20 protein-coding genes are annotated in these 20,380 nt (G+C 65.3%); 9 read left to right on the top strand and 11 right to left on the bottom strand.

Translation table 11 applies throughout. From position 1 onward, the window contains the following. Window positions 1-60 precede the first annotated feature (60 nt). The 3 genes from ABWP89_RS08100 (at window position 61) to ABWP89_RS08090 (ending at window position 2,711) form a co-directional block, all read left to right on the top strand. Window positions 61-888, top strand: a complete 828-nt coding sequence (locus ABWP89_RS08100; RefSeq protein ID WP_353228495.1) for a PhyR family response regulator anti-anti-sigma factor — start codon at window positions 61-63, stop codon at window positions 886-888. Window positions 889-1,090: 202 nt separating this feature from the next. Beyond that, window positions 1,091-1,270: a NepR family anti-sigma factor gene (locus tag ABWP89_RS08095; protein WP_353228493.1), complete on the top strand. Its 180-nt coding sequence runs from the start codon at window positions 1,091-1,093 to the stop codon at window positions 1,268-1,270. 121 nt (window positions 1,271-1,391) lie between these two features. After that, entirely contained in the window at window positions 1,392-2,711 is a 1,320-nt protein-coding gene (locus tag ABWP89_RS08090) for a glycoside hydrolase family 130 protein (RefSeq protein ID WP_353228491.1), read from the top strand. A 15-nt stretch (window positions 2,712-2,726) separates the two neighbouring features. Here ABWP89_RS08090 and ABWP89_RS08085 read toward each other — a convergent pair whose 3' ends face one another. Then, the gene (locus tag ABWP89_RS08085) at window positions 2,727-5,024 is read right to left on the bottom strand and encodes a molybdopterin guanine dinucleotide-containing S/N-oxide reductase (RefSeq protein WP_353228489.1); all 2,298 of its coding nucleotides are present in this window, start codon (window positions 5,022-5,024) and stop codon (window positions 2,727-2,729) included. 127 nt (window positions 5,025-5,151) lie between these two features. Between ABWP89_RS08085 and ABWP89_RS08080 the strand changes: the two genes are divergently transcribed. Continuing rightward, the gene (locus ABWP89_RS08080) at window positions 5,152-6,480 is read left to right on the top strand and encodes an Hsp70 family protein (RefSeq protein ID WP_353228487.1); all 1,329 of its coding nucleotides are present in this window, start codon (window positions 5,152-5,154) and stop codon (window positions 6,478-6,480) included. A 6-nt stretch (window positions 6,481-6,486) separates the two neighbouring features. Here ABWP89_RS08080 and tauC read toward each other — a convergent pair whose 3' ends face one another. From tauC to tauA, 3 genes are read right to left on the bottom strand one after another with little or no spacing between them, the layout of a single operon-like run. Then, window positions 6,487-7,263, bottom strand: coding sequence for a taurine ABC transporter permease TauC (tauC, locus tag ABWP89_RS08075; RefSeq protein WP_353228485.1), 777 nt, complete (start codon window positions 7,261-7,263; stop codon window positions 6,487-6,489). After that, complete coding sequence (locus tag ABWP89_RS08070) at window positions 7,256-8,065, bottom strand: taurine ABC transporter ATP-binding protein (RefSeq protein WP_353228483.1); 810 nt, start codon at window positions 8,063-8,065, stop codon at window positions 7,256-7,258. Before ABWP89_RS08070 ends, tauC begins: the two co-directional genes overlap by 8 nt. Further along, the gene (gene tauA / locus ABWP89_RS08065) at window positions 8,062-9,087 is read right to left on the bottom strand and encodes a taurine ABC transporter substrate-binding protein (protein WP_353228481.1); all 1,026 of its coding nucleotides are present in this window, start codon (window positions 9,085-9,087) and stop codon (window positions 8,062-8,064) included. Before tauA ends, ABWP89_RS08070 begins: the two co-directional genes overlap by 4 nt. Before the next feature lie 126 nt (window positions 9,088-9,213). Between tauA and ABWP89_RS08060 the strand changes: the two genes are divergently transcribed. Further along, on the top strand, window positions 9,214-9,825 hold the full coding sequence (locus tag ABWP89_RS08060; RefSeq protein WP_353228480.1) for a cysteine dioxygenase family protein: 612 nt from the start codon (window positions 9,214-9,216) through the stop codon (window positions 9,823-9,825). Then, window positions 9,822-11,054 (top strand): rhodanese-like domain-containing protein, encoded by a 1,233-nt coding sequence (locus tag ABWP89_RS08055; protein ID WP_353228478.1) that lies wholly within the window; start codon window positions 9,822-9,824, stop codon window positions 11,052-11,054. The genes ABWP89_RS08060 and ABWP89_RS08055 overlap by 4 nt, the downstream gene beginning before the upstream one ends. Before the next feature lie 27 nt (window positions 11,055-11,081). Here ABWP89_RS08055 and ABWP89_RS08050 read toward each other — a convergent pair whose 3' ends face one another. The 7 genes from ABWP89_RS08050 to dctA form a co-directional block, all read right to left on the bottom strand. Beyond that, complete coding sequence (locus ABWP89_RS08050; protein ID WP_353228476.1) at window positions 11,082-12,833, bottom strand: DEAD/DEAH box helicase; 1,752 nt, start codon at window positions 12,831-12,833, stop codon at window positions 11,082-11,084. A gap of 129 nt (window positions 12,834-12,962) precedes the next feature. Then, window positions 12,963-13,334, bottom strand: coding sequence for a hypothetical protein (locus ABWP89_RS08045; RefSeq protein ID WP_353228474.1), 372 nt, complete (start codon window positions 13,332-13,334; stop codon window positions 12,963-12,965). A 312-nt stretch (window positions 13,335-13,646) separates the two neighbouring features. Beyond that, entirely contained in the window at window positions 13,647-13,910 is a 264-nt protein-coding gene (infA, locus tag ABWP89_RS08040; RefSeq protein ID WP_353228472.1) for a translation initiation factor IF-1, read from the bottom strand. Window positions 13,911-13,913: 3 nt separating this feature from the next. Continuing rightward, on the bottom strand, window positions 13,914-14,120 hold the full coding sequence (locus ABWP89_RS08035) for a cold-shock protein (protein WP_353228470.1): 207 nt from the start codon (window positions 14,118-14,120) through the stop codon (window positions 13,914-13,916). Window positions 14,121-14,348: 228 nt separating this feature from the next. Then, complete coding sequence (locus ABWP89_RS08030) at window positions 14,349-14,966, bottom strand: 2-hydroxychromene-2-carboxylate isomerase (RefSeq protein WP_353228468.1); 618 nt, start codon at window positions 14,964-14,966, stop codon at window positions 14,349-14,351. 8 nt (window positions 14,967-14,974) lie between these two features. Then, window positions 14,975-15,733: an SDR family NAD(P)-dependent oxidoreductase gene (locus ABWP89_RS08025; RefSeq protein ID WP_353228467.1), complete on the bottom strand. Its 759-nt coding sequence runs from the start codon at window positions 15,731-15,733 to the stop codon at window positions 14,975-14,977. Window positions 15,734-15,775: 42 nt separating this feature from the next. Next, window positions 15,776-17,050 (bottom strand): C4-dicarboxylate transporter DctA, encoded by a 1,275-nt coding sequence (gene dctA, locus ABWP89_RS08020; RefSeq protein WP_353228465.1) that lies wholly within the window; start codon window positions 17,048-17,050, stop codon window positions 15,776-15,778. Window positions 17,051-17,181: 131 nt separating this feature from the next. On the opposite strand from dctA, the gene ABWP89_RS08015 reads away from it, so the two are divergent. The 3 genes from ABWP89_RS08015 to ABWP89_RS08005 are packed head-to-tail and all read left to right on the top strand — an operon-like array spanning window position 17,182 to window position 20,329. After that, on the top strand, window positions 17,182-18,453 hold the full coding sequence (locus ABWP89_RS08015) for a metal-dependent hydrolase family protein (protein ID WP_353228463.1): 1,272 nt from the start codon (window positions 17,182-17,184) through the stop codon (window positions 18,451-18,453). Further along, window positions 18,453-19,643 (top strand): cation:proton antiporter, encoded by a 1,191-nt coding sequence (locus ABWP89_RS08010; RefSeq protein WP_353228461.1) that lies wholly within the window; start codon window positions 18,453-18,455, stop codon window positions 19,641-19,643. The genes ABWP89_RS08015 and ABWP89_RS08010 overlap by 1 nt, the downstream gene beginning before the upstream one ends. Next, entirely contained in the window at window positions 19,640-20,329 is a 690-nt protein-coding gene (locus tag ABWP89_RS08005) for an HPP family protein (protein WP_353228459.1), read from the top strand. Before ABWP89_RS08010 ends, ABWP89_RS08005 begins: the two co-directional genes overlap by 4 nt. The last annotated feature ends 51 nt before the right edge of the window (window positions 20,330-20,380 follow it).

Genomic DNA, 20,380 nt, shown 5'->3' with positions numbered 1-20,380 from the left:
GGTGGTATGCCCGTGCGCGCCAGCCACAAAGTGTTCCCGCCAGACCTGCAGGAAAACCGGATGCCACCGATGTCAGCGGCCTTACCAACCGGGCCAGGCCATTCCGGCCCGGTGCCCACGAACCAGCTGGCAACCAATTTGCCGTTTCTGCGTCGCTATGCACGGGCCGCAACCGGCAGCCGCAAGGCCGGCGATGCGCTGGTGTGCGCCACGCTGGAAACCGCGCTGGCAGACCCGGCCGCGCTCGACCGGATGGCATCCAGCGCGACCGGGTTGTTTGCCGCGTTTTCGGTGCTGTGGAACACGGTCGATCCGCAATCTGCGCAATCGACCGACGTGGTGGATCAACCGGGCGGATCGCAGCTTGGCCGGATGCCGCCGCTGCGCCGCCAGGCGTTGCTGTTGAACCAGCTGGAGGAATTTTCGCTGGGCCAGACCGCCGAAATCCTCAACATATCAGAGGCTGAGGCCGCCGCGCTGGTCGCTGCGGCGCGCGATGACATTACCCGCGAACCGGTGGTGCGGGTGTTGATCATCGAAGATGAGCCGACCATCGCCAACTATCTGGAGGACATCGTGCGGCTGGGTGGGCACGAAATCGTCGGCAAGGCCGCCACCGCCAGCGAGGCGCTGGCGGCGTTTCAGCAGTATCATCCCAACCTGATCCTGAGCGATGTGCAACTGGCCGACGGCAGTTCGGGCATCGACGTGGTTGACGCCATGCAGCATACCAGCCCGGTCCAGGTGATTTTCATCACGGCATTTCCGCAAAAGTTCCTGACCGGCGGCGGGCGTGAGCCGGCCTTCATGATCACCAAGCCGTTTCGTGAGGAAACCGTGCGCACCACCATCAGCCAGACGCTGTTTTTTGGCGGCGGGGATGGTTGACCAGCGCCGCGTGCGGGGCCAGGGCGGAACAATCGCGCGGGGCGGTCATTTGAATTTTCGTAGCGCGCCGGCAAGACCACGGTGATGACCGCCGGATGCGACGACATCGCCAAGTGAATCTAGCCATGTGAACCGCGGATCGTGACAGTGCCCAGTCGCCAGGGCCTTTCCGTGCAAATCGTGCCATTGATTGGATGTGTAAGTGCCTGATCCAGAACGCCCGCTTGCGATTCCGCAACCCGTTGCCGGATCTGGCGGTCCGTCGGACAAGCCGGACTGGAACAAGCAGATCAAGGCCTATTATGACGCGATCGTCAGCGAACCGCTGCCCGAAGACATGCGCAAATTGATGGCAACGCTGGCGAAATCGATCCGGCGTTGAGCGGTGCTGACCGGCGCGGGCGCAACGGGAACGCTGGCGCAGGATCGATCCCTGGCCTTTCAGCCTGGCCATTACAGCCTGCCGTCGCTGTTGCGGCGCAATACAGCAGCAAGGACGGAACTTGGCGATTCAGCTGACGGCAAACGTACGAAACGGGATTCGCATCCTGCAACAAAGGTTGCACGCCGATCCGTCGAGAGTGGTGCTGCGTCCGTTCCACCTGGGATGGCAGGCCAGCAGCGCACCGCATGATCGCGCCATTGACCTGGTGCGCGACATTGCCGCGCTGAGCGATGGGCAAGTGGCGCACGAATATGGCGTGGTGCTGCACGATTTCCAGAACCGGCATTGGCAGACCGAACTGATTTTCGAAAAGCGCTATACCGAGGTGGAGGCCACGCTGGGCCTGGCCGACAAAGGCTATTCCCCGCAGCGGCGCAAGCTTATTGGCGCCTATTTCTGCCACGAATATTCCTATTCGGCGGCGGCGCTGATGAATCCGTCGATCGTCGCCCACCCCGACCAGTCGGGGATGGCGGATGGATCGGTGCGGTTCATCCTGTCGCTGCGCGCGGTGGGCGAAGGCCACATCAGCTCTATCGCGTTTCGCGAAGGCATCGCCTATCCCGATGGATCGTTCGATCTGTGGCCCGAATCCGCCTTTGCCACCAGCGTGGAACGGCTGCCCGATGACCCGCAGCGTGGTTCCGGCCACGCGGTGATCGTCGGGCGCCATCCGGAAAGCAGCCTGTCGAACACCGTGATTTTCCCGGTCACCGAACAACAGGCCAACGGGCTGGAAGATTTGCGGCTGGTGCGGTTTGACCATGGCGGCGGCGATATCGAATGGCTGGGCACTTATACCGCCTATTCGGGGCGGTCGATCCAGTCGGAGTTGCTGCGCACGCGCGATTTTTGCACGTTTGCGCTGGATCCGATCACCGGCGGCGCCGGGCGCAACAAGGGCATGGCGCTGTTTCCGCAAAAGATCGGCGGCGAATATCTGATGATCGGACGCCAGGACGGCAAGAATCTCTATTTGCTGCGGTCGGACCGGCTGGACCGCTGGGACGATGAAGGCAGCCTGCTGATGGAGCCCAAATATCCGTGGGAATTCATCCAGATCGGCAATTGTGGCAGCCCGATCCTGACCGACGCCGGCTGGCTGTTGATCACGCATGGCGTGGGCGCGATGCGCAAATATGCGCTGGGCTGTGCGCTGCTGGATCGCGATGATCCGTCACGGGTGATCGCCCGATCACCGCAGCCGATCCTGACCGCCGAAAATGCCGACCGATCAGGCTATGTGCCCAATGTCGTCTATACCTGCGGCGCGATGCTGCTGGGCACTGAAACGCTGCTGATACCCTATGGCATTTCCGACATCGCGGTCGGGTTTGCCACCACGCGGGTGCAGGATTTGCTCGCGCTGATGGTGTGATTCCAGTCGGAAGGGTCAGCGCGGTTCAATCGGGGGCGGATCGAATGCTTGCACGCGTGGCTGGGGTTCGGTCAGGCGGCGCAGATCGACCAGGCAGGTGTGCGCGCTGCACCCCTGCGACAGCGATGATGCGCCGCGATCGAGCGTCAGCGTGTTGGGGTTGCCATGGCGGTCGCGCGTGCCATCGGGATCGTACCAGGCCCCGGTCGACAGCCGCACCACGCCGGGCATGATCGCCGGATTGAGCACCGCGCCGGCCAGGCATTGACCGCGATCGTTGAACAGTTCGACCACGTCGCCATCGGCAATGCCGCGCGCGGCGGCGTCGGCCGGGTTGATGTGCACGCCTTCACGCCCATTGACTTTGCCCGCCACGCTCCATGGTGACGGATCGAGCTGGCTGTGCAGGCGGCGCGCCGGCTGATCGGAAATCAGATGCAACGGGAACCGCGCGGCCAGCGGTGAGCCCAGCCATTCGAATGGTTCGCGCCACGCCGGGTGGCCAGGGCAATCGTCGAGGGCGAACCCGGCAATCCGTTCCGAAAAAATTTCGATTTTACCGGATGGCGTGCCCAGCGGATGGGCGACCGGATCGGCGCGAAAGTCGGCGTGCATGTCGCGCGGGCGATCGTGCGCACCCAGGTCGATCAGCCCGGCCTGCCAGAATGCGTCAAAATCCGGCAGCGGGATGCCCGTGGCGGTGACCCGGGCGCGATTTTCATCATAGATATGCCGCAGCCAGCCCATTTCATCACGATCTTCGGAAAATTGCGCAGCAACCCCGAACCGCGCGGCAAGCCCGGTGAAAATATCATGGTCGTTGCGCGCCTGCCCCTGTGGCGCCATCGCCGCCTGCATGGCGATGTAATACCCTTCGAGATTGGCAAAGCCGATGTCGTTGCGTTCCAGCGCGATTGTCGCCGGCAGCACGATATCGGCATGGCGCGCGGCCGCGGTCCAATAGGGCTCGTTGACCACGATCGTATCGGGCCGTGCCCAGGCGCGGCGCAACCGGTTCAGATCCTGATGATGGTGAAACGGGTTGCCGCCCGCCCAATGCACCAGCCGGATATCGGGATAGTGATAATGCCCGCCGTTGTACTGGAACGGTGCGCCGGGGTTGAGCAGCATATCGGCCAGCCGTGCCACCGGGATGAAGTCGGCCACCGGGTTGCGCCCTTGCGCGAACACCGGCCCGGGGATGCGCACATGGCTGCTGCCGAGCGCGTTCATCGGGCCATAGCCCACGGCATAGCCACCGCCGGGCAGGCCGATCTGGCCCAGCATCGCCGCCAGCGCAACCAGCGCCCAGAACGGTTGTTCGCCATGCGCGGCGCGTTGCAAGGCCCACGCCGTCGACAGCATGGTGCGGTTTGACAGAAAGTCGGCGGCCAGCGCGCGGATCGTGGCGGCATTGACCCCGGTGATCGCGGCGGCCCATTCCGGGGTTTTGGCCAGGCCATCATCGTGCCCCAGCAGATAAGCCGCAAACCGGTCAAACCCGACGGTGTGGCTGTCGATAAAGCCACGGTCAAAGCGGGGATCGTGCAGCACCGTATGCGCCAGCGCCAGCATCAGCGCGGTATCGGTGTTGGGGCGCAGTGCGATCCATTCGGTGGTGCCGCCCGCATCCGCGCCGTCGCCCAGATTGTCGCCAACCGGGCCAACATTGATTACGCGCACGCCCGCCGCCGCCAGCGCCTGCAGCCCGGCACGCGCGCGGTGGCGCCCGGCCCCGCTGGAGGACACTTGCGTGTTCTTCAGCGGCACGCCCCCAAAGGCGACAAACAGCGTGCAATGCGCGGCCAGGCTGTCCCAGCTGGTGTGCGACGCGTGGAGGGTGTCCATATCGGCGGAGATATGCGGCATCAGCACCCGCGCGGCGCCCAGGCTATAGCTGTCAACGCTGCGGACATAGCCGCCGATGGTGTTGTAAAAGCGGTGCAGCTGGCTTTGCGCGTGGTGGAAACGCCCGGCGCTGGCCCAGCCATAGGACCCGGCAAAGATCGCCTGATTGCCATGCTGTTCGCGCACCCGCGCCACTTCGCCCGCGACCAGATCGAGCGCTTCGTCCCAGTCGAGTTCGACAAAGGCGTCGCTGCCGCGCCCGTACCGGTCACGCCGTTCCAGCCAGCCACGCCGCACCGCCGGACGCGCGACACGAAGGCTGCGCACTTGTGGCGCCAGCTGATCCAGCCCGATCTGCGTCGGATCGGGATCGGCGGACAACGGCCGCAGCGCGGGTTCGGCGCCGGTGGTCGGCGTGACTTCGTAGATGCCCCAATGGGCGGCGGAATAGCGGTGGTCGGTCATGGTGCCGAATGTTGCGCGAATTGGCGCCTGAGAAAACACAAATCAGCATCGGGCAAACATGCGTGACACGGTTGCCGTTGGGGAGCCACGCTGTCATAGCCGCCCACCGACCCGAAAGATCCTTCCCATGGCCCCGCTGCAATCCGATTCCAGCCGCGATCACACCCTCGCGATCGGCATCGATTTTGGCACCACCAATTCGGTGGTGGCCTGTGCGCGGGCGTCTGCCGGGGTCGATCTGGTTGATTTCGCCACGCCCGACGGGCCGGCTGCGGTGTTTCGTTCGGCACTGTGTTTCTGGGCCGATGATGCGCATCGCGGGGCGCTGGCATCGGCGGCCGGACCCTGGGCGATTGCCGAATTTCTGGATTTCCCTGGCGGTTCGCGGTTTTTGCAATCGTTCAAATCGGTGGCCGCCAACCCGGCGTTTGAACATGCCAACCTGTTTGAAAAACGGCTGAAATTTGAAGAGCTGGGGCGGATTTTCCTGCGCCATCTGGTGGCGCACGGTGGCGCAGCGCTGGCCGAACTGCCCGACCGGATCGTGGTCGGCCGCCCGGTGCGCTATGTTGGCGCACGGCCCGATCCGGCGCTGGCACGCACCCGCTATGACGCGATGTTCGCCAGTCTGGGCCGGCCGGTACATTATGTTTATGAACCACTGGGCGCAGCGTTCAGCTTTGCGGCGCGGCTGACCGAACCGGCGACGCTGCTGGTGGCCGATTTTGGCGGCGGCACCAGCGACTTTTCGATCGTGCGGGTGGCCGCGCCGGGTGCCCCGCGCCGCTGTACCCCGCTGGGTGCGGCCGGGATTGGCATCGCCGGGGACCAGTTCGATTTTCGCATCATGGACAAACTGGTGCTGCCGCTGCTGGGCAAGGGCGGCACGTACCGGTCGTTTGACAAAGTGCTGGAAATTCCGCCTGGGCATTTTGCCGATTTTGGCGATTGGTCGCGGCTGGCGCTGATGCGCAACCGCCGCACGCTGGAACAACTGGCAAAGCTGCAGCACAGCGCGACCGACCCGGCCGCGATCGGCCGGATGATCGCGGTGGTTGAAAACGAGCTGGGCCATGGATTGTACGAGGCGGTGGGGCGGCTGAAACGCGCGCTGTCATCCGATACGCACGCACAGTTCCAGTTTGCCGGCGACGGCCTGACCATCGCGGTGGACGTGGCGCGCACCGATTTTGAACGCTGGATCGCGCCCGATCTGGACCGCATTGCCGAAACCGTTGATGCCGCGCTGGCCGATGCGGGCCTGGCCCCAGATCACATCGATCACGTGTTTCTGACCGGCGGATCATCGCTGATCCCGGCGGTGCGCGATCTGTTTACCCGCCGGTTTGGCGATGCGCGGATCGCGTGTGGCGATGAACTGACATCAATCGCGCACGGTCTGGCGCTGATCGGGCAATCGCCCGATCTGGACGAATGGACCGCGCCTGCTGCGTGAAGCCGTTCAGCGCGTGCCCGACCAGCCGGCAAAGCGGCGTTCAACCCAGCGCAGCACGAGTTCGATCGCCAGCGCGATCACCGCAATCAGCAGGATGCCGGCGATCACCACATCGGTCACCAGCATTTGCGACGCCGATTGCACCATGAATCCCAGCCCGCGCGTGGCCGCAACCAGTTCTGCCGCGACCAGCGTGGACCAGCCCACCCCCAGCGCGATGCGCAGGCCGGTGAGGATATCGGGCAGCGCACTGGGAAAGATCACCAGCCACACCACCTGATCCCGGCTGGCGCCCAGCGAGCGCGCCGCGCGCACGCGGTCGGCATCGACCCGCCGCACGCCGCTGGCAGTGGCGATCGCCAGCGGGGCAAAGATCGCCAGGGTGATCAGGATCACCTTGGTCGCTTCACCAATCCCGCACCAGATCACGATCAGCGGCAGATAGGCGAGCGGTGGTACGGGGCGGTAAAATTCGATCAGCGGATCAAGCGCGGCGTTGATGCGCCGCGAAAGGCCCATCGCCATGCCCACCGGGATCGCGGTCACCACCGCAAACAGCATCGCCAGCCCGACGCGCGCCAGGCTGGCACCGGCATGCTGCCACAGCGACGCGCCGACAAACCCGTTGCGGGCCAGATCGACAATGCGCAAGCCAACGGCGCCCGGCCCGGGCAGGAACAGCGGCGCGATCAGCCCGCTGGCGGTAACCGCCCACCACAGCGCCACAATGACCGCCAGCGTGGCCAGACTGGCCCAACCAGCCCCGCGCGAAGGATTATCCACGGGCCAGGCCCTCCTCTTCTTCGGACAGGATCGCAGCTGCCAGCGTTTCGCGCATGGCCAGAAATTCCGGATCGCTCTTGATTGCGCGGAGCGGTTCGCCGGCCAGAAACCGGCGGCCGAACGTGGGCCGATAGCGTTGCACGATGCGCCCCGGGCGCGGGCTGAACAAGACCAGCTCGGTCGCCAGAAACAGCGCCTCTTCAATCGAATGGGTGATCAGGAAAATGCCTTTGCCGCTGCGCTGCCACAGTTGCAGCAGCAACACCTGCATACGTTCGCGGGTCAATTCATCCAGCGCGCCCAGCGGCTCATCCATCAGCAGAAAGCGCGGGTCGACTGCCAGCGCGCGCGCCAGCCCGACACGTTGCCGCATCCCGCCCGACATTTCGTTGATGGCGTGGTCGGCAAAGCCATCAAGGCCAACTTCGCGCAGCAGATCGCGCGCCACCGCTTCGCGTTCCGGCCGGCCCATCCCGCGCAGGCGCAGGCCGAACGCGACATTGTCTTGCGCCGAAAGCCACGGCATCAGCGCGTCATCCTGAAACACCACTGCGCGGTCTGGCCCGGGGCCGGTGACCGGCGCACCCTCGATCAGCACCCGTCCGCTGGTTGGCCGCGCAAACCCGGCATAGAGCCCCAGTAGCGTCGATTTGCCGCAGCCCGATGCCCCCAGCGCGACCACGATTTCGCCGGTCGCGACAGCGAGCGAAACGTTGCGCAGCGCCTGCACCGCGCCGTTGCGGCTGCGATAGGTCACACACACGGCATCGGCGGACAGGACGGACGCGGCGGGATCGGTCATGGCAGTTCCATCGGCACGGCTGCGGCGCGAACCCAGCGCGGATCAACAAACGGGCGATAATCGGGCAGCACGCGATCGACCTTGCCCTGCGCTTTCAGAAACGCGGCGGTGGTGCCAAGGTCGCGGGCCAGACCGCCGCCAAGCAAGGCCGGGCCGCCTTGCGCGGAGGCATCGGGGTAATCGTTGCTGGCCAGCAGTGCGGGAATATCATCGCGGCTGGCGCCGGTCAGCGCCGCAATCGCGCCCACTTGTGCGGATGCCGGGGTCAGTGTGGTGCGCATGTGCCGCCACGTGCCGACTGCATCCAGCGTGACCCGGACAAAGCGCTGCACTGTTTGTGGATGATCGCGCGCAAAATCGCGGCGGACCACCCACGCGTCATAGGTCGGTGCGCCCCACCGGGCGACATCGTCGGACCCGGCCAGGACGCGCCCGGTGCGTTTCAATGCGCCCAGCGCCGGGTCCCACACATAGGCGGCATCGATGTCGCCGCGCGCCCAGGCGGCGGCAATCTGCGGCGGTGACAGGTTGATGATCTGCACCGACCCAGGCGCGATATGCCAGTGCGCCAGCGCCGCCAGCAGGCTGTAATGGCAGGTCGACACAAACGGCACCGCCACGCGTTTGCCCACCAGATCGGCCGGGCTGGTGATGCCGGAACCATCGCGCACCGCCAGCGCCTCGCTCCGTCCCAACCGGCTGGCCAGCACCACCGTGCTGATCGGCAATTGGCGCGTGGCGGCGATCGCCAGCGGGGTGGACCCCAGATAGCCGAAATCGATATCGCCTGCGGCCAGCGCAGTGATCACATCGGTGCCGCTGTCGAACTTGCGCCAGACCACTGCCTGGCCCAGCACGCGGTCATAGACCCCGCCGACCTGTGCCAGCTTGCCGGGATCGACGTCGGTCTGGAATCCGATCACCACGCCGGTATGCGCCGGGCCCGCCAGCACACGCAGGCCCAGCAGCCCCAGCACGAACAGCGCAATGGCACAAAAAAGCACGCGCAAGGTGATCGGCATGCAGCCCCAGTGACCCGATTGTGCCCGGGTGCGAGCACTTCGCCCATGCGCTATCGCGACTTTGGCGGTAGAGCAAACCACATTGGCGCCCTTATTGCGACGGAGACGACAGTGTTGAATGGGCAAATGACCGGCAGCGACGATCATACCGGCGGTTTGGCGCGGTTGCGGGGATTTGTGACGGCCATGGCCGACGTGTTGGAAAGCACGGCGGACGAGGCGGTGATTTTGCAATCGGGATCGGCATTGCTGGCCGGACTGGTCGCGCATGATGACTGGCTGCCGGCCGATTGCGCGGTGCCGCACCCCGATCGTTATCAGCAATACCTGCTGCATTGCGACAGCCGTGAACGGTTCTGCGTGGTGTCGTTCGTATGGGGGCCGGGCCAGGGCACGCCGATCCATGACCACCGGGTGTGGGGCCTGATCGGCATGTTGCGCGGGCGCGAACAGGCCGAACGGTATGATCTGGCGGCGGATGGCAGGTTGATCAGCGCGGGTACCGGCAGCGTGCTGGAACCCGGCATGGTTGAGGCGGTGTCCCCACGCATCGGCGATATTCACCGGGTGTGGAATGCGATTGCCGATGCACCGTCGATTTCGATCCATGTCTATGGCGCCAACATCGGCGCAGTCGAGCGCGCGACCTACACGGCTGACGGTGGGCGAAAGCGGTTCATATCGGGCTATGCCAACACGCAGCTGCCCAATCTGTGGGACAGATCGGTGCGCGCATGACCATGACCCCCCACGATGTGCGCAATGCGCTGATCGCCCGCGACGAAGTGGCGCTGATTGATCTGCGTGAAGAGGCGGCGTTTGCAACCGGCCACCCGCTGTTTGCGGCGCAGATCCCGCTGCGGCAGATCGCGACCGAGGCGGCGTGGCGATTGCCCCGCCGCACAGCCCCGGTGGTGATTTATGACGCGGGCGAAGGGCTGGTCGCGCCGGCGATCGAACAGTTGCGCACGCTGGGGTTTACCGAACTGCATGTGCTGGATGGCGGGCTGGAGGGCTGGCGCGCAGCAGGGTTCGAATTGTTCGAGGATGTCAATTCCTATGCCAAGGCATTTGGCGAGCTGGTCGAACATCACCGCCATACGCCATCGCTGCCCGCGCCTGCGGTGCAGGCGTTGATCGATCAACGTGCCGATATTGCGATCATGGATGCCCGGCGGTTTGACGAATATGCCACAATGGCAATCCCCGGCGGGATCAGTGTGCCCGGCGCCGAACTGGTTTTATCGGCACGCGCAGCGGCGCCCGATCCCGCCACCACGATCATTGTCAATTGCGCGGGGCGCACGCGGTCGATCATCGGCGCGCAATCGCTGGTCAATGCCGGGGTGCCCAACCCGGTCTATGCGCTGCGTAATGGCACGATCGGCTGGACATTGGCGGGGCAGGCGTTGGCCATCGGGCAACAGGCGCGCGGTGACATGCCACCCGCCGACGCGATCGACGATGCCCGCATCCGTGCGCGCGACGTATCATACCGCGCGGGGGTGCGGCATGTGACCTGGGATGAATTGGGTGCTTTGCGCGCGCAAACCACGCGCACGCTGTACCAGTTCGACGTGCGCCAGCCCGATGCCTTTGCGGCCGGGCATCTGCCCGGATTTCGCAATGCGCCGGGCGGGCAGCTGGTGCAGGAAATCGATCACAGTGCCCCGGTGCGCGGGGCCCGGATCGTGCTGGCCGATGATCTGGGCGCGCGCGCCGACATGACCGCATCGTGGCTGGCACAATTGGGTTGGGAGGTGCTGGTGCTCGATTGGCCAGCGCAAGTGACGCTGGCCAGCGGCGGCGACGGCGCACCCGACCCGCGCGGGACCGAAGGCCGTTACAAACGCCCCTATGAAGGCACGGATAACGCTGCCGCTGCGATGCAGGCCTATATCGACTGGGAATACGGCCTGGTGGACCAATTGCGCCGTGATGGTTCCCACGGGTTTTTTGTGATCTGAACGGTCGCGCTGGCCCTGCGCGACAGATCAGTCGCGGCGGCGCGGCGGGCCTTTGCGGGCATAGCCCTGACCGCCGGGTTTGCCAGGACCAGGGCCGCGCACTTTTCCACGGGGTGCGTTGTCACGCGATGCATTGTCGCGCGACGCGTTGTCGCGCGCGGGGTGCGGGCCGCTGGGCGGTTCGCTCGACGCTTCGATGGTGATGCCGCTTTCATCCTCCGCGCCGGGCATGGCGGTGCGTTTCAGCGCGGCCAGGAACTTTGCCTCGACCGCGCGCGGCACCTGGAAATGGGTTTCGTTGGCGCCGATGCGGATCGCGCCGATTTCGTTGCGGGTGATATGCCCGCGGCGGCACAGCAGCGGCAGAATCCAGCGCGGATCGGCGTTCTGACGGCGGCCGATATCCATGCGGAACCACGAAATGTCTTCAAAACCGGCGCGGCGTTCGGGACGTGCGCCGCCGTCAGGTGATCCCGCCTCCAGCAATTCTTCGGGTTCGGGCACGCCGCGCTTGCCGGCATGGACCAGCGCCAGCGCGATATCGATCGGCGTCATGGTTTCCATGATGCGTTCGGCCATGGCGCGTTCGGCATCGCTCGATTCGACCGGCGCGGTCAATTCGGCCAGCATGCGTTCGCGATCGCGTTCGCGGATCGCATCGGGCGATGGCACCGGCACCCAGGTGGCCGAAACGCGCGCATCGCGCAGCATGCCTTCCACCCGGCGACGGCGCGGATAGGGCACGACCAGCACGGCAGTGCCCTTGCGCCCGGCACGGCCGGTGCGGCCCGACCGGTGCTGCAGCACTTCGGCATCGCGCGGGGTTTCAACGTGGATGACCAGGCTGAGCGAGGGGATATCGATCCCGCGGGCGGCAACATCGGTGGCGACACAAATGCGCGCGCGGCCATCGCGTAGCGCTTGCAAGGCGTTGTTGCGCTCATTCTGACTGTGTTCGCCCGACAGCGCGACCGCGGCAAACCCGCGTTCGATCAGCGAGGCGTGCAAGTGGCGGACATTGTCGCGCGTGGCGCAGAACAGGATGGCAGTTTCCGCCTCGTGATAGCGGACAAGGTTGATCACCGCGCCTTCGATATCGGCGGGCGACACCGCGACCGCCTGGTAATCGATATCGCCATGGCCCGAATTGTCGCCGACGGTTGAAATGCGCAAGGCATCGCGCTGATAGCGCTTGGCCAGCGCGACGATCGGTTTGGGCATCGTAGCGGAAAACATCAGCGTGCGCCGTTCGCCCGGCGTCGCTTCGAGAATTTCTTCAAGATCTTCGCGGAAACCCATGTCGAGCATTTCGTCAGCTTCATCGAGCACGACGTAGCGCAGGTTCGACAGGTCCAGCGCGCCGCGTTCAAGATGGTCGCGTAACCGCCCGGGGGTGCCGACGACGATCTGGGTGCCGTGCATCAGCGCGCGGCGTTCTTTCGATGCGTCCATCCCGCCGACACAGGTGGTGATGCGCGCGCCGGACTTGCCGAACAGCCACATCAGTTCGCGGCTGACCTGCAGCGCCAGTTCGCGCGTGGGGGCGATGACCAGCGCCAGCGGCGTGCGCGACCGGGCCTCAGCCTCGGCCGCCAGGATGCTGGCCGACATGGCCATGCCGAATGCCACGGTTTTGCCCGATCCGGTCTGCGCCGACACCAGCAAATCGCGGTCGTGCGCTTCGGGGGCGAGCACGGCCGCCTGCACCGGGGTGGGTTCGGCATAGCCCTGTTCGGCAATGGCGGTGGCAATCAGCGGGGGAAGCGAAGAAAAAGGCATGGTTTTTATAACTTTGGACTGGCTGCGCAGGCACGGCGGGACCGTGTGGCAGCCCTGTGGGCAGGGTTGGTGCAATGCATGCGTGCGGCGCCGACCAGAGCCGGCGCCGCACGCGTCGCTGTGCACCCTTTAGCTGGTTTCGCCGCTGTGTGCAGCCCCGAACAGGGCGGTGGTGTCGTGCACCCCTGCCCCGCTGGAAATTGCGGAATCGTCATTGCGCGATACCGGTTCGGCAGACGCAGCTGTGAACAGCGCGTCAGCGTCGGCCGGTTCGGCGTCATCCAGTTCGGTGTAAACCGGTGCGGCGACAATCTGGCGCGCGACTTTGTCGGCATCGCGCTGTTCGCGCGCCGCCGTCACATCATCTTCGCGGTCGGCCAGCGCCTGCCAGGCGGCCCCGGCGCGCAAATACATGTCGCGCTGGTTGGCCAGACTGGCATTCTGGGCCGATTTTGTGCAGATTGCAGCCTGTGCAAGATAGAACTGGCTGGATGCGGTCATGTGTCATCCCTTCATTGCCGGCGGTGCATTGCTGCACAGCGCCGATCAGCCCACCATGTCGAGGATCAGGCGCTGCAATTCTTGTCGGGACAGCACAGGAGACCTGTCAGATGGCTTGGGTTTGCCGGACGTTCCGGCGCCATTCGGTTGTTGGACCGTATAAGGATACGGCTGAAAATTTTGAAAATTACGAAGCGTGAAATCACTGTAATTGGTAGAAAGTGTATACATCATTGTCCTGGGCGCACCATGCGCCGATAAATAAGCTCATGCGCCTGTAAAAGACGCGCCAATAAAAGACTTTGGCGCCGGCTATTTACGCCGACGCTGCGGTCCAGGCCCGGTACCGCCACCGGGACCCTTGTCCCGGAACACGATACGACCCTTTTCGAGATCGTAAGGGGTCATTTCGACGCGAACCCTGTCGCCAACGACTGAACGGATGCGGTATTTGCGCATCTTTCCAGCCGTATAGGCGATGATCCGATGGTCGTTTTCAAGCAATACGCCAAAACGACCATCGGGCAGGATTTCGTCGATCTGGCCTTCGAGGGTCAGCAGATCCTCTTTGGCCATGGATCAGACCGCTTCGAGGTTGACTGCTGCTACTTTACCGCGACGGTCGGTTTCCAGCTCGTATTTCAGGCGCTGGTCCTTGAGCAGCGTGCGCAGACCGGCGCGTTCAACCGCACTGATGTGGACGAAGCTGTCGGGGGTGCCATCATCGGGAGCGATGAAACCATAACCCTTGTCGGTATTGAAGAATTTTACGGTGCCTACTGGCATAGTCCGGTTCCTTTTCACGGGAGATTACGATCGGCAGACAGTGTGTCTGCAGAGCAAAGAGGCGTGATTGGAATCGGAAGGCAGGTAGCCGAAAGTTCCGTCTCAGGCGACGTTAGCGAAGCCTAGATAGGACGGATCACCTTGAATTGCAACGTGTGTTCCCGCAACGAACCCAATCCGGTCGTGAACACCCGCATTTTCACCGCTGATTTTCCAACGAATTGCGCACTATCCCGCCAACTGCTGCGCGATCTGGGCCAGCCGTTCCTTGCCGAAATACATCTCACCGTCGACAAAGAAAGTCGGGATTCCGAATGCCCCGCGTGCCACCGCCGCCTCGGTCGCGGCGACCAGTTCGGCCTTTGTTTCGGCGTCGTGAGTCGCCGCCAGAATTGCCGTACTGTCCAGCCCCGCAGTGTCGAGCACCGCAGCAATCACCGCCGGATCGTCCATCGCCAGCCCCTGTTCCCACATCGCGACCAGGCCGGCGGCAACATAAGCCGGTTCCACCCCCATCCGCCGCGCCGCGATCAGCCCGCGCATCAGCACCAGCGTGTTGACCGGAAAATGCGGGTTCATGCGGAACGCAGTCAACCCGTGAGAATCGATAAACCGCTGCATTTCCAGCCGTTCGTACTCCATCTTGCCCTTGATCGCGCCAAACGCCAGCATCGGTGCCTGATTGCCGGTCAGGCGGAACATTCCGCCCAGCAGGCACGGCACCAGCCGCACTTCGGCATTATGGCGCGCGGCCAGATCGGGCAGCACTTTCCACACCAGATAGGCATTGGGGCTGGCAAAATCGAACAGGAATTCGATTACACGGCGGGTGGCGGGTGCGGTCATCGGGCTGGTCACCATTGTTCGCGCCAGGGGCGCAGGTCGATTTCGTGGCTCCACGCCGAACGCGGCTGGTTGTGCAGCCAGACATAGCTTTGCGCGATGTCATCGGGTTTCAGGATCAGATCATCGCGCAGCAGATCAGCGGTGTCGCCCAGCCGCGAGCGGATGAACACGCCATCGATCGCCCCGTCGCAAATGACATGCGCCACATGCACGCCCTGTGGCCCCAGTTCACGCGCCAGCGATTGCGCCAGCGCGCGCAGGCCCGCCTTGGCCGCGGCAAATGCGGCAAAGCCATCGCGGCCGCGCGTGCTGGCGGTGGCGCCGGTAAACAGGATGGTGCCGCGCGCGCGGGGCACCATCACCCGCGCCGCTTCGCGCCCGGCCAGAAACCCGGCGAAACAGGCCATTTCCCACACTTTGCTGAACACCCGCGCGGTGGTTTCGCGAATGCCGAACTGCACATTGGCACCGATGTTGAAAATGACCACGCCGATCGGGCCAATGTCGCGTTCGATCCGGTCGAACAGTGCCACGGTTTCCGTTTCGGAACGGGCATCCACGCCGAACGCATGCGCCTGTCCACCTTCGTCGCGGATCTGCGCCGCCAGTGTTTCCAGCCGATCAAGATTGCGCGCCCGGCGGGTCAGGCATACCGGATGCCCGGCGCGGGCAAAGGCGTGCGCCAGCGCCGCCCCCACCCCGTCACCCGCGCCGATGATCAGGCAGACATCGCCGTTTTGCGCGATGCGCGATGTTTCAGGTTCCACGCCATCCTCCGGTTCCAAGGCTGGCGTATCGTGCAGACCGGGTCAAGCCAGCGCGGCGGCAAGTTTTTCGCGATCCAGCGCGCCTTCCCACCGGGCGATGACCAGCGTGGCCACCGCGTTGCCCATGAAATTGGTCAGGCTGCGGCATTCGGACATGAACCGGTCCACCCCCAGGATCAGCGCCAGCCCGGCGATCGGTACACTGGGGACGATCGCCAGCGTCGCCGCCAGCGTGATGAACCCGGCACCGGTCACCCCCGCCGCACCTTTTGATGACAGCATCGCCACCCCCAACAACAGCGCCTGCTGCGCCAGTGTCAGCTCCACCCGGCAGGCCTGGGCAATGAACAGCGCGGCCAGCGTCATGTAGATATTGGTGCCATCGAGGTTGAAGCTGTAGCCGGTGGGCACCACCACCCCGACGATACCGCGCGGCACGCCGGCCGCTTCCAGCTTTTCCATCAGCCCCGGCAATGCGCTTTCGGACGACGAGGTGCCCAGCACCAGCAGCAGTTCACGCGCCAGATAGCGCGCCAGGCGCAGCACCGAAAACCCCGCGATCCAGCCTACCGCACCCAGCACCCCCAGCACGAACATCAGCGATGTGATATAAAATGTCAGCACCAGCGCGGCGAGATGCACCAGCGCCGCCACACCGAATTTGCCCACGGTGAACGCCATCGCGCCAAACGCACCGATCGGCGCCGCGCGCATGATGATGGCCACCAGCCGGAACAGTACCGCGCCCAGATCATCGAGCAGGCCAAGCACGCGCGCGCCGGTTTCCGCCCCGGAACCGGCCTGCGGCACCGTGACCAGCGCCACCCCGAACAGCACTGCGACCACCAGAACCTGCAGAATATTGCCATCGGTCTGCGAAGACAGCAGCGTATCGGGCACCAGTCCCATGAAAAAACCGGTCAGCGTGGTATCATGCGCCTTTGCCACATAATCGGCGATCCGGCCCTGATCGAGCGCACCCGGCGCAATCGCAAATCCCGCGCCCGGCCGCACCACATTGGCCACCACCATCCCCAGCACCAGCGCAAAACCCGACATGACCGCAAAGTAGGCCAGCGCGCGAAATGCCACCCGGCCCAGCGCACCCAGATCGCGCATCCCGGCGATGCCGGTGACGATCGATACGAAAATGATCGGCGCGATGATCATCCGCACCAGTTTGACAAACAGATCGCCCAGCGGCCGCATCGCTTCGCCCCACTGCGGCGCAAATGCACCCAGCAGCGCGCCGGCGACGATCGCCATGACCACCTGCACAGGAAGCGTTCCCAACCCGCCGACCACACGTTCACGCATATCCAACCCTTTGCCCCGCCACGTCCCGGTCATAGGGCCCGCGCGGTAACCACGCAAAGGGGGTGCGGCATTTCCGTGACAGAGCCCAAATCGCTGGTGGACAGCACGTGACGGGCGGTTAGCATACGGCCATGCTGAACATTATTTTTCGCCGCGCGTCGGCGCTGACCCTGGCGCTGCTGGCGCCGATCCCGGCCCTGGCCACGCCCGTCCTGCTGAAACCGGCGGCGGTGTTCGACGGGGTTGATGCGGCGCCGCACCCTGGCTGGCAAGTGGTGACCGATGGCACGCGGATCGTGGCAGTGGGGCCAGCGCTGCCGGTACCCGCCGGCGCCATGGTGATCGATCTGCCCGGCGCTACGCTGATGCCGGGGTTGATCGAGGGGCATGGGCATCTGTTCCTGCATCCTTATGACGAAACGCCGTGGGATGATCAGGTGCTGCACGAAGCGCTGGCGCTGCGCACCGCGCGCGCGGTGGCACAGGCGCGGGCCACGCTGCTGGCCGGGTTTACCACCGAACGCGACCTGGGCACCGAGGGCGCCGGCTATGCCGATGTCGGCCTGCGCGATGCGATTGCGCAAGGGATCGTGCCAGGCCCGCGCCTGCTGGCGGCGACCCGCGCGATCGTGGCGCGCGGCGCCTATGGGCCCAAAGGTTTTGAACCGGGCGTAGCCGTGCCGCTCGGCGCCGAAGAGGTGTCGGGCGTGGACGAGATCGTGCGTGCGACGCGCAACCAGATCGCCGCCGGGGCCGACCTGATAAAACTTTACGCGGATTACCATTACCAGCGCGGCGAGCCGAGCCGGCCGACGCTGTCGGTGGCGGAAATGAGCGCCGCGGTGGCCACCGCGCATGATGCCGGTCGAACAGTCGCGGTGCACGCCGTGACCGCAGAGGGCATGCGCCGCGCAATTGCCGCGGGTGTCGACACCATCGAGCATGGCGACGAAGGCACGCCCGACCTGTTCCGCGCGATGCACGATCGCAATATCGCCTATTGCGCCACGCTGGCCGCGGGCGATGCGATCGCGCGCTATCGCGGATGGGATGGCCAGGGCACCGCGCCGGCGATGGTGGCCGAATCACGCAGCGCATTTCGCCTGGCGATCGCAGCGGGCACGCCGCTGTGCATGGGCGGCGATGTCGGGGTCTATGCCCATGGCAGCAATGCGCGCGAAATGGAGCTGATGGCGGCGGCCGGGCTGCCCCTGCCACAAGTGCTGATCGCGGCGACATCGGGCAATGCAAAAGCCTTTCATCTGGCCGACCGGTTGGGCGCAGTGCGGGTAGGCCTGCTGGCCGATCTGGTGGCGGTGGCGGGTGATCCCACGCGCGATATCAGCGCCGTGCGCCACGTCGTGCTGGTGATGAAGGATGGCGTGGTGGTGTCGCCGCGTTGATGCCCGATGCTGCGATCATCGATCTGGGACTGCTGCTGCTGGTGGCCTGTGTGGTGGCGATCGTCACCCGCCGGCTGGGATTTCCCTATGCCATCGGGCTGGTGGCGACCGGGCTGGGGCTGGCGCTGGCCGGGTTTCGCGCGCCTATCCCGCTGACCCGCGATCTGGTGTTTACCGTGCTGTTGCCGCCGCTGGTGTTCGAAGGCGCGCTGCATCTGGGCTGGCCACAATTCCGGCGAGAGGCGCCGCTGGTGCTGACGATCGCGTTTGGTGGCACGTTGCTGTCGGCGCTGGTGGTGGCGGCGGGCATGCATGCCGGGCTGGGTTGGGGCTGGCCGGCGGCGGCGCTGTTTGGCGCGCTGATCGCGGCGACCGACCCGGTATCGGTGCTGGCATTGATGAAAGGGCAGCACACCGACCCGCGCCTGAAATTCCTGATGGAATCCGAAAGTCTGGTCAATGATGGCGCGGCGGCGGTGTTGTTTGCGCTGGTGATCGCGTGGATCGCGGGCAGCACTGGCGGCGCGGGCGGCACATTGCTGACGCTGGTGCAGATCGCGGGTGGCGGGGTGCTGTGCGGATTGGTGGTGGCGGGATGCCTGTTGCTGGTCGCTGGATCATCGCAGGATCAACTGGTTGAAACCACGCTGACCGTGCTCGCCGCCTATGGTTCGTTCGTGATCGCGGAGCGGCTGCATATGTCGGGCGTGCTGGCCACGCTAAGCGCCGGGATGCTGGTGGGAAATTGGGGGCGTGGCCGGTGGTTGAGTGATCATGGCGCGCAAGGCATGATCCGGCTGTGGGATTTCTTTGCGTTCCTGGCCAATTCCGTGGTGTTTCTGCTGATCGGCAGCCAGTCGGCCAGCCAGTTTCTGCATAGTGAGCCCTATGCCCGCAGCCTGACCATCGCTGCCGCAGCCATCGCGCTGGTGCTGGCCGGGCGGCTGATCGCGGTTTATCCGCTGGCGCGGCTGTTTGACCGGACGGCGCTGGCGCTGCCGGCATCGGCCAAGGCCGTAATGTTCTGGGGCGGATTGCGCGGCGCGCTGGCGCTGGCGCTGGCGCTGGGGGTGCCGGCGGCGCTGCCCGAACATGACGCACTGATCATGGCCACGTTTGCGGTGGTGGCGTTTTCGATCTTTGTGCAGGGGCTGACGGTGCCGTGGCTGTTGCGGGCGGCGCGCACATGAGCATGGGTGCGCGCTATCGCGGCGCGTTGGGGGCGATGATCGGCGTCGCCGTCAGCACGCTGTGCGGGGCCGTGCTGGCGCGGCTGACCGGGGGCGCGGCCAGCGTGATTCCGCCGATCGGGGCATCAGCCGTACTGGTGTTCGTGGTCACCGCCAGCCCGCTGGCGCAGCCGCGCGCGGTGCTGGGCGGCAATATGGTTTCGGCGCTGATCGGTATAGGCGTGGCCTGGGCGCTGCCGCTGACGGCGATTGCCCAAGGGTCGGCGGCGGCGCTGGCAATGGCGGGGGCGCTGGCCTTGGCCGTCGGGCTGGCAATCGTGGCCATGGAGGCACTGCGCTGCCTGCATCCGCCCAGTGGCGCGGTGGTGCTGTTGCCAGTGCTGGCCGGACATACGGCCATCGCGCATGGCGGGGGAGTGATGCTGCTGGCGCTGGTCGCGGTCAATACGCTCGCGCTGCTGGGGGTGGGTTGGTTGTTCAACACCCTGACCGGCACCAGTTATCCGCACCGCACGTTGCCAATGCCCGAATTGCGCGATGATGGGACGCATGCGGCGGACCGTGCCGATCTGGCCGCGGTGCTGGCCGGGCTCGACTCCATGCCCGATATCAGCATCGACGATCTGGATGCGATTGCGCGTGCCATGGCCATGCGCCGCCGCGCGCGGGGTGGTGACGGCGGGTAATACCAAAGTGCATTGATCAGTACCCATGCGCCCAATATCGGAGGCCGATGG

The sequence above is a fragment of the Novosphingobium sp. genome, from assembly GCF_040398825.1.
GTDB lineage: Bacteria > Pseudomonadota > Alphaproteobacteria > Sphingomonadales > Sphingomonadaceae > Novosphingobium.
The sequence above is the reverse complement of the archived record's forward strand: the minus strand, read 5'-3'. Positions and strand labels throughout refer to the sequence as shown.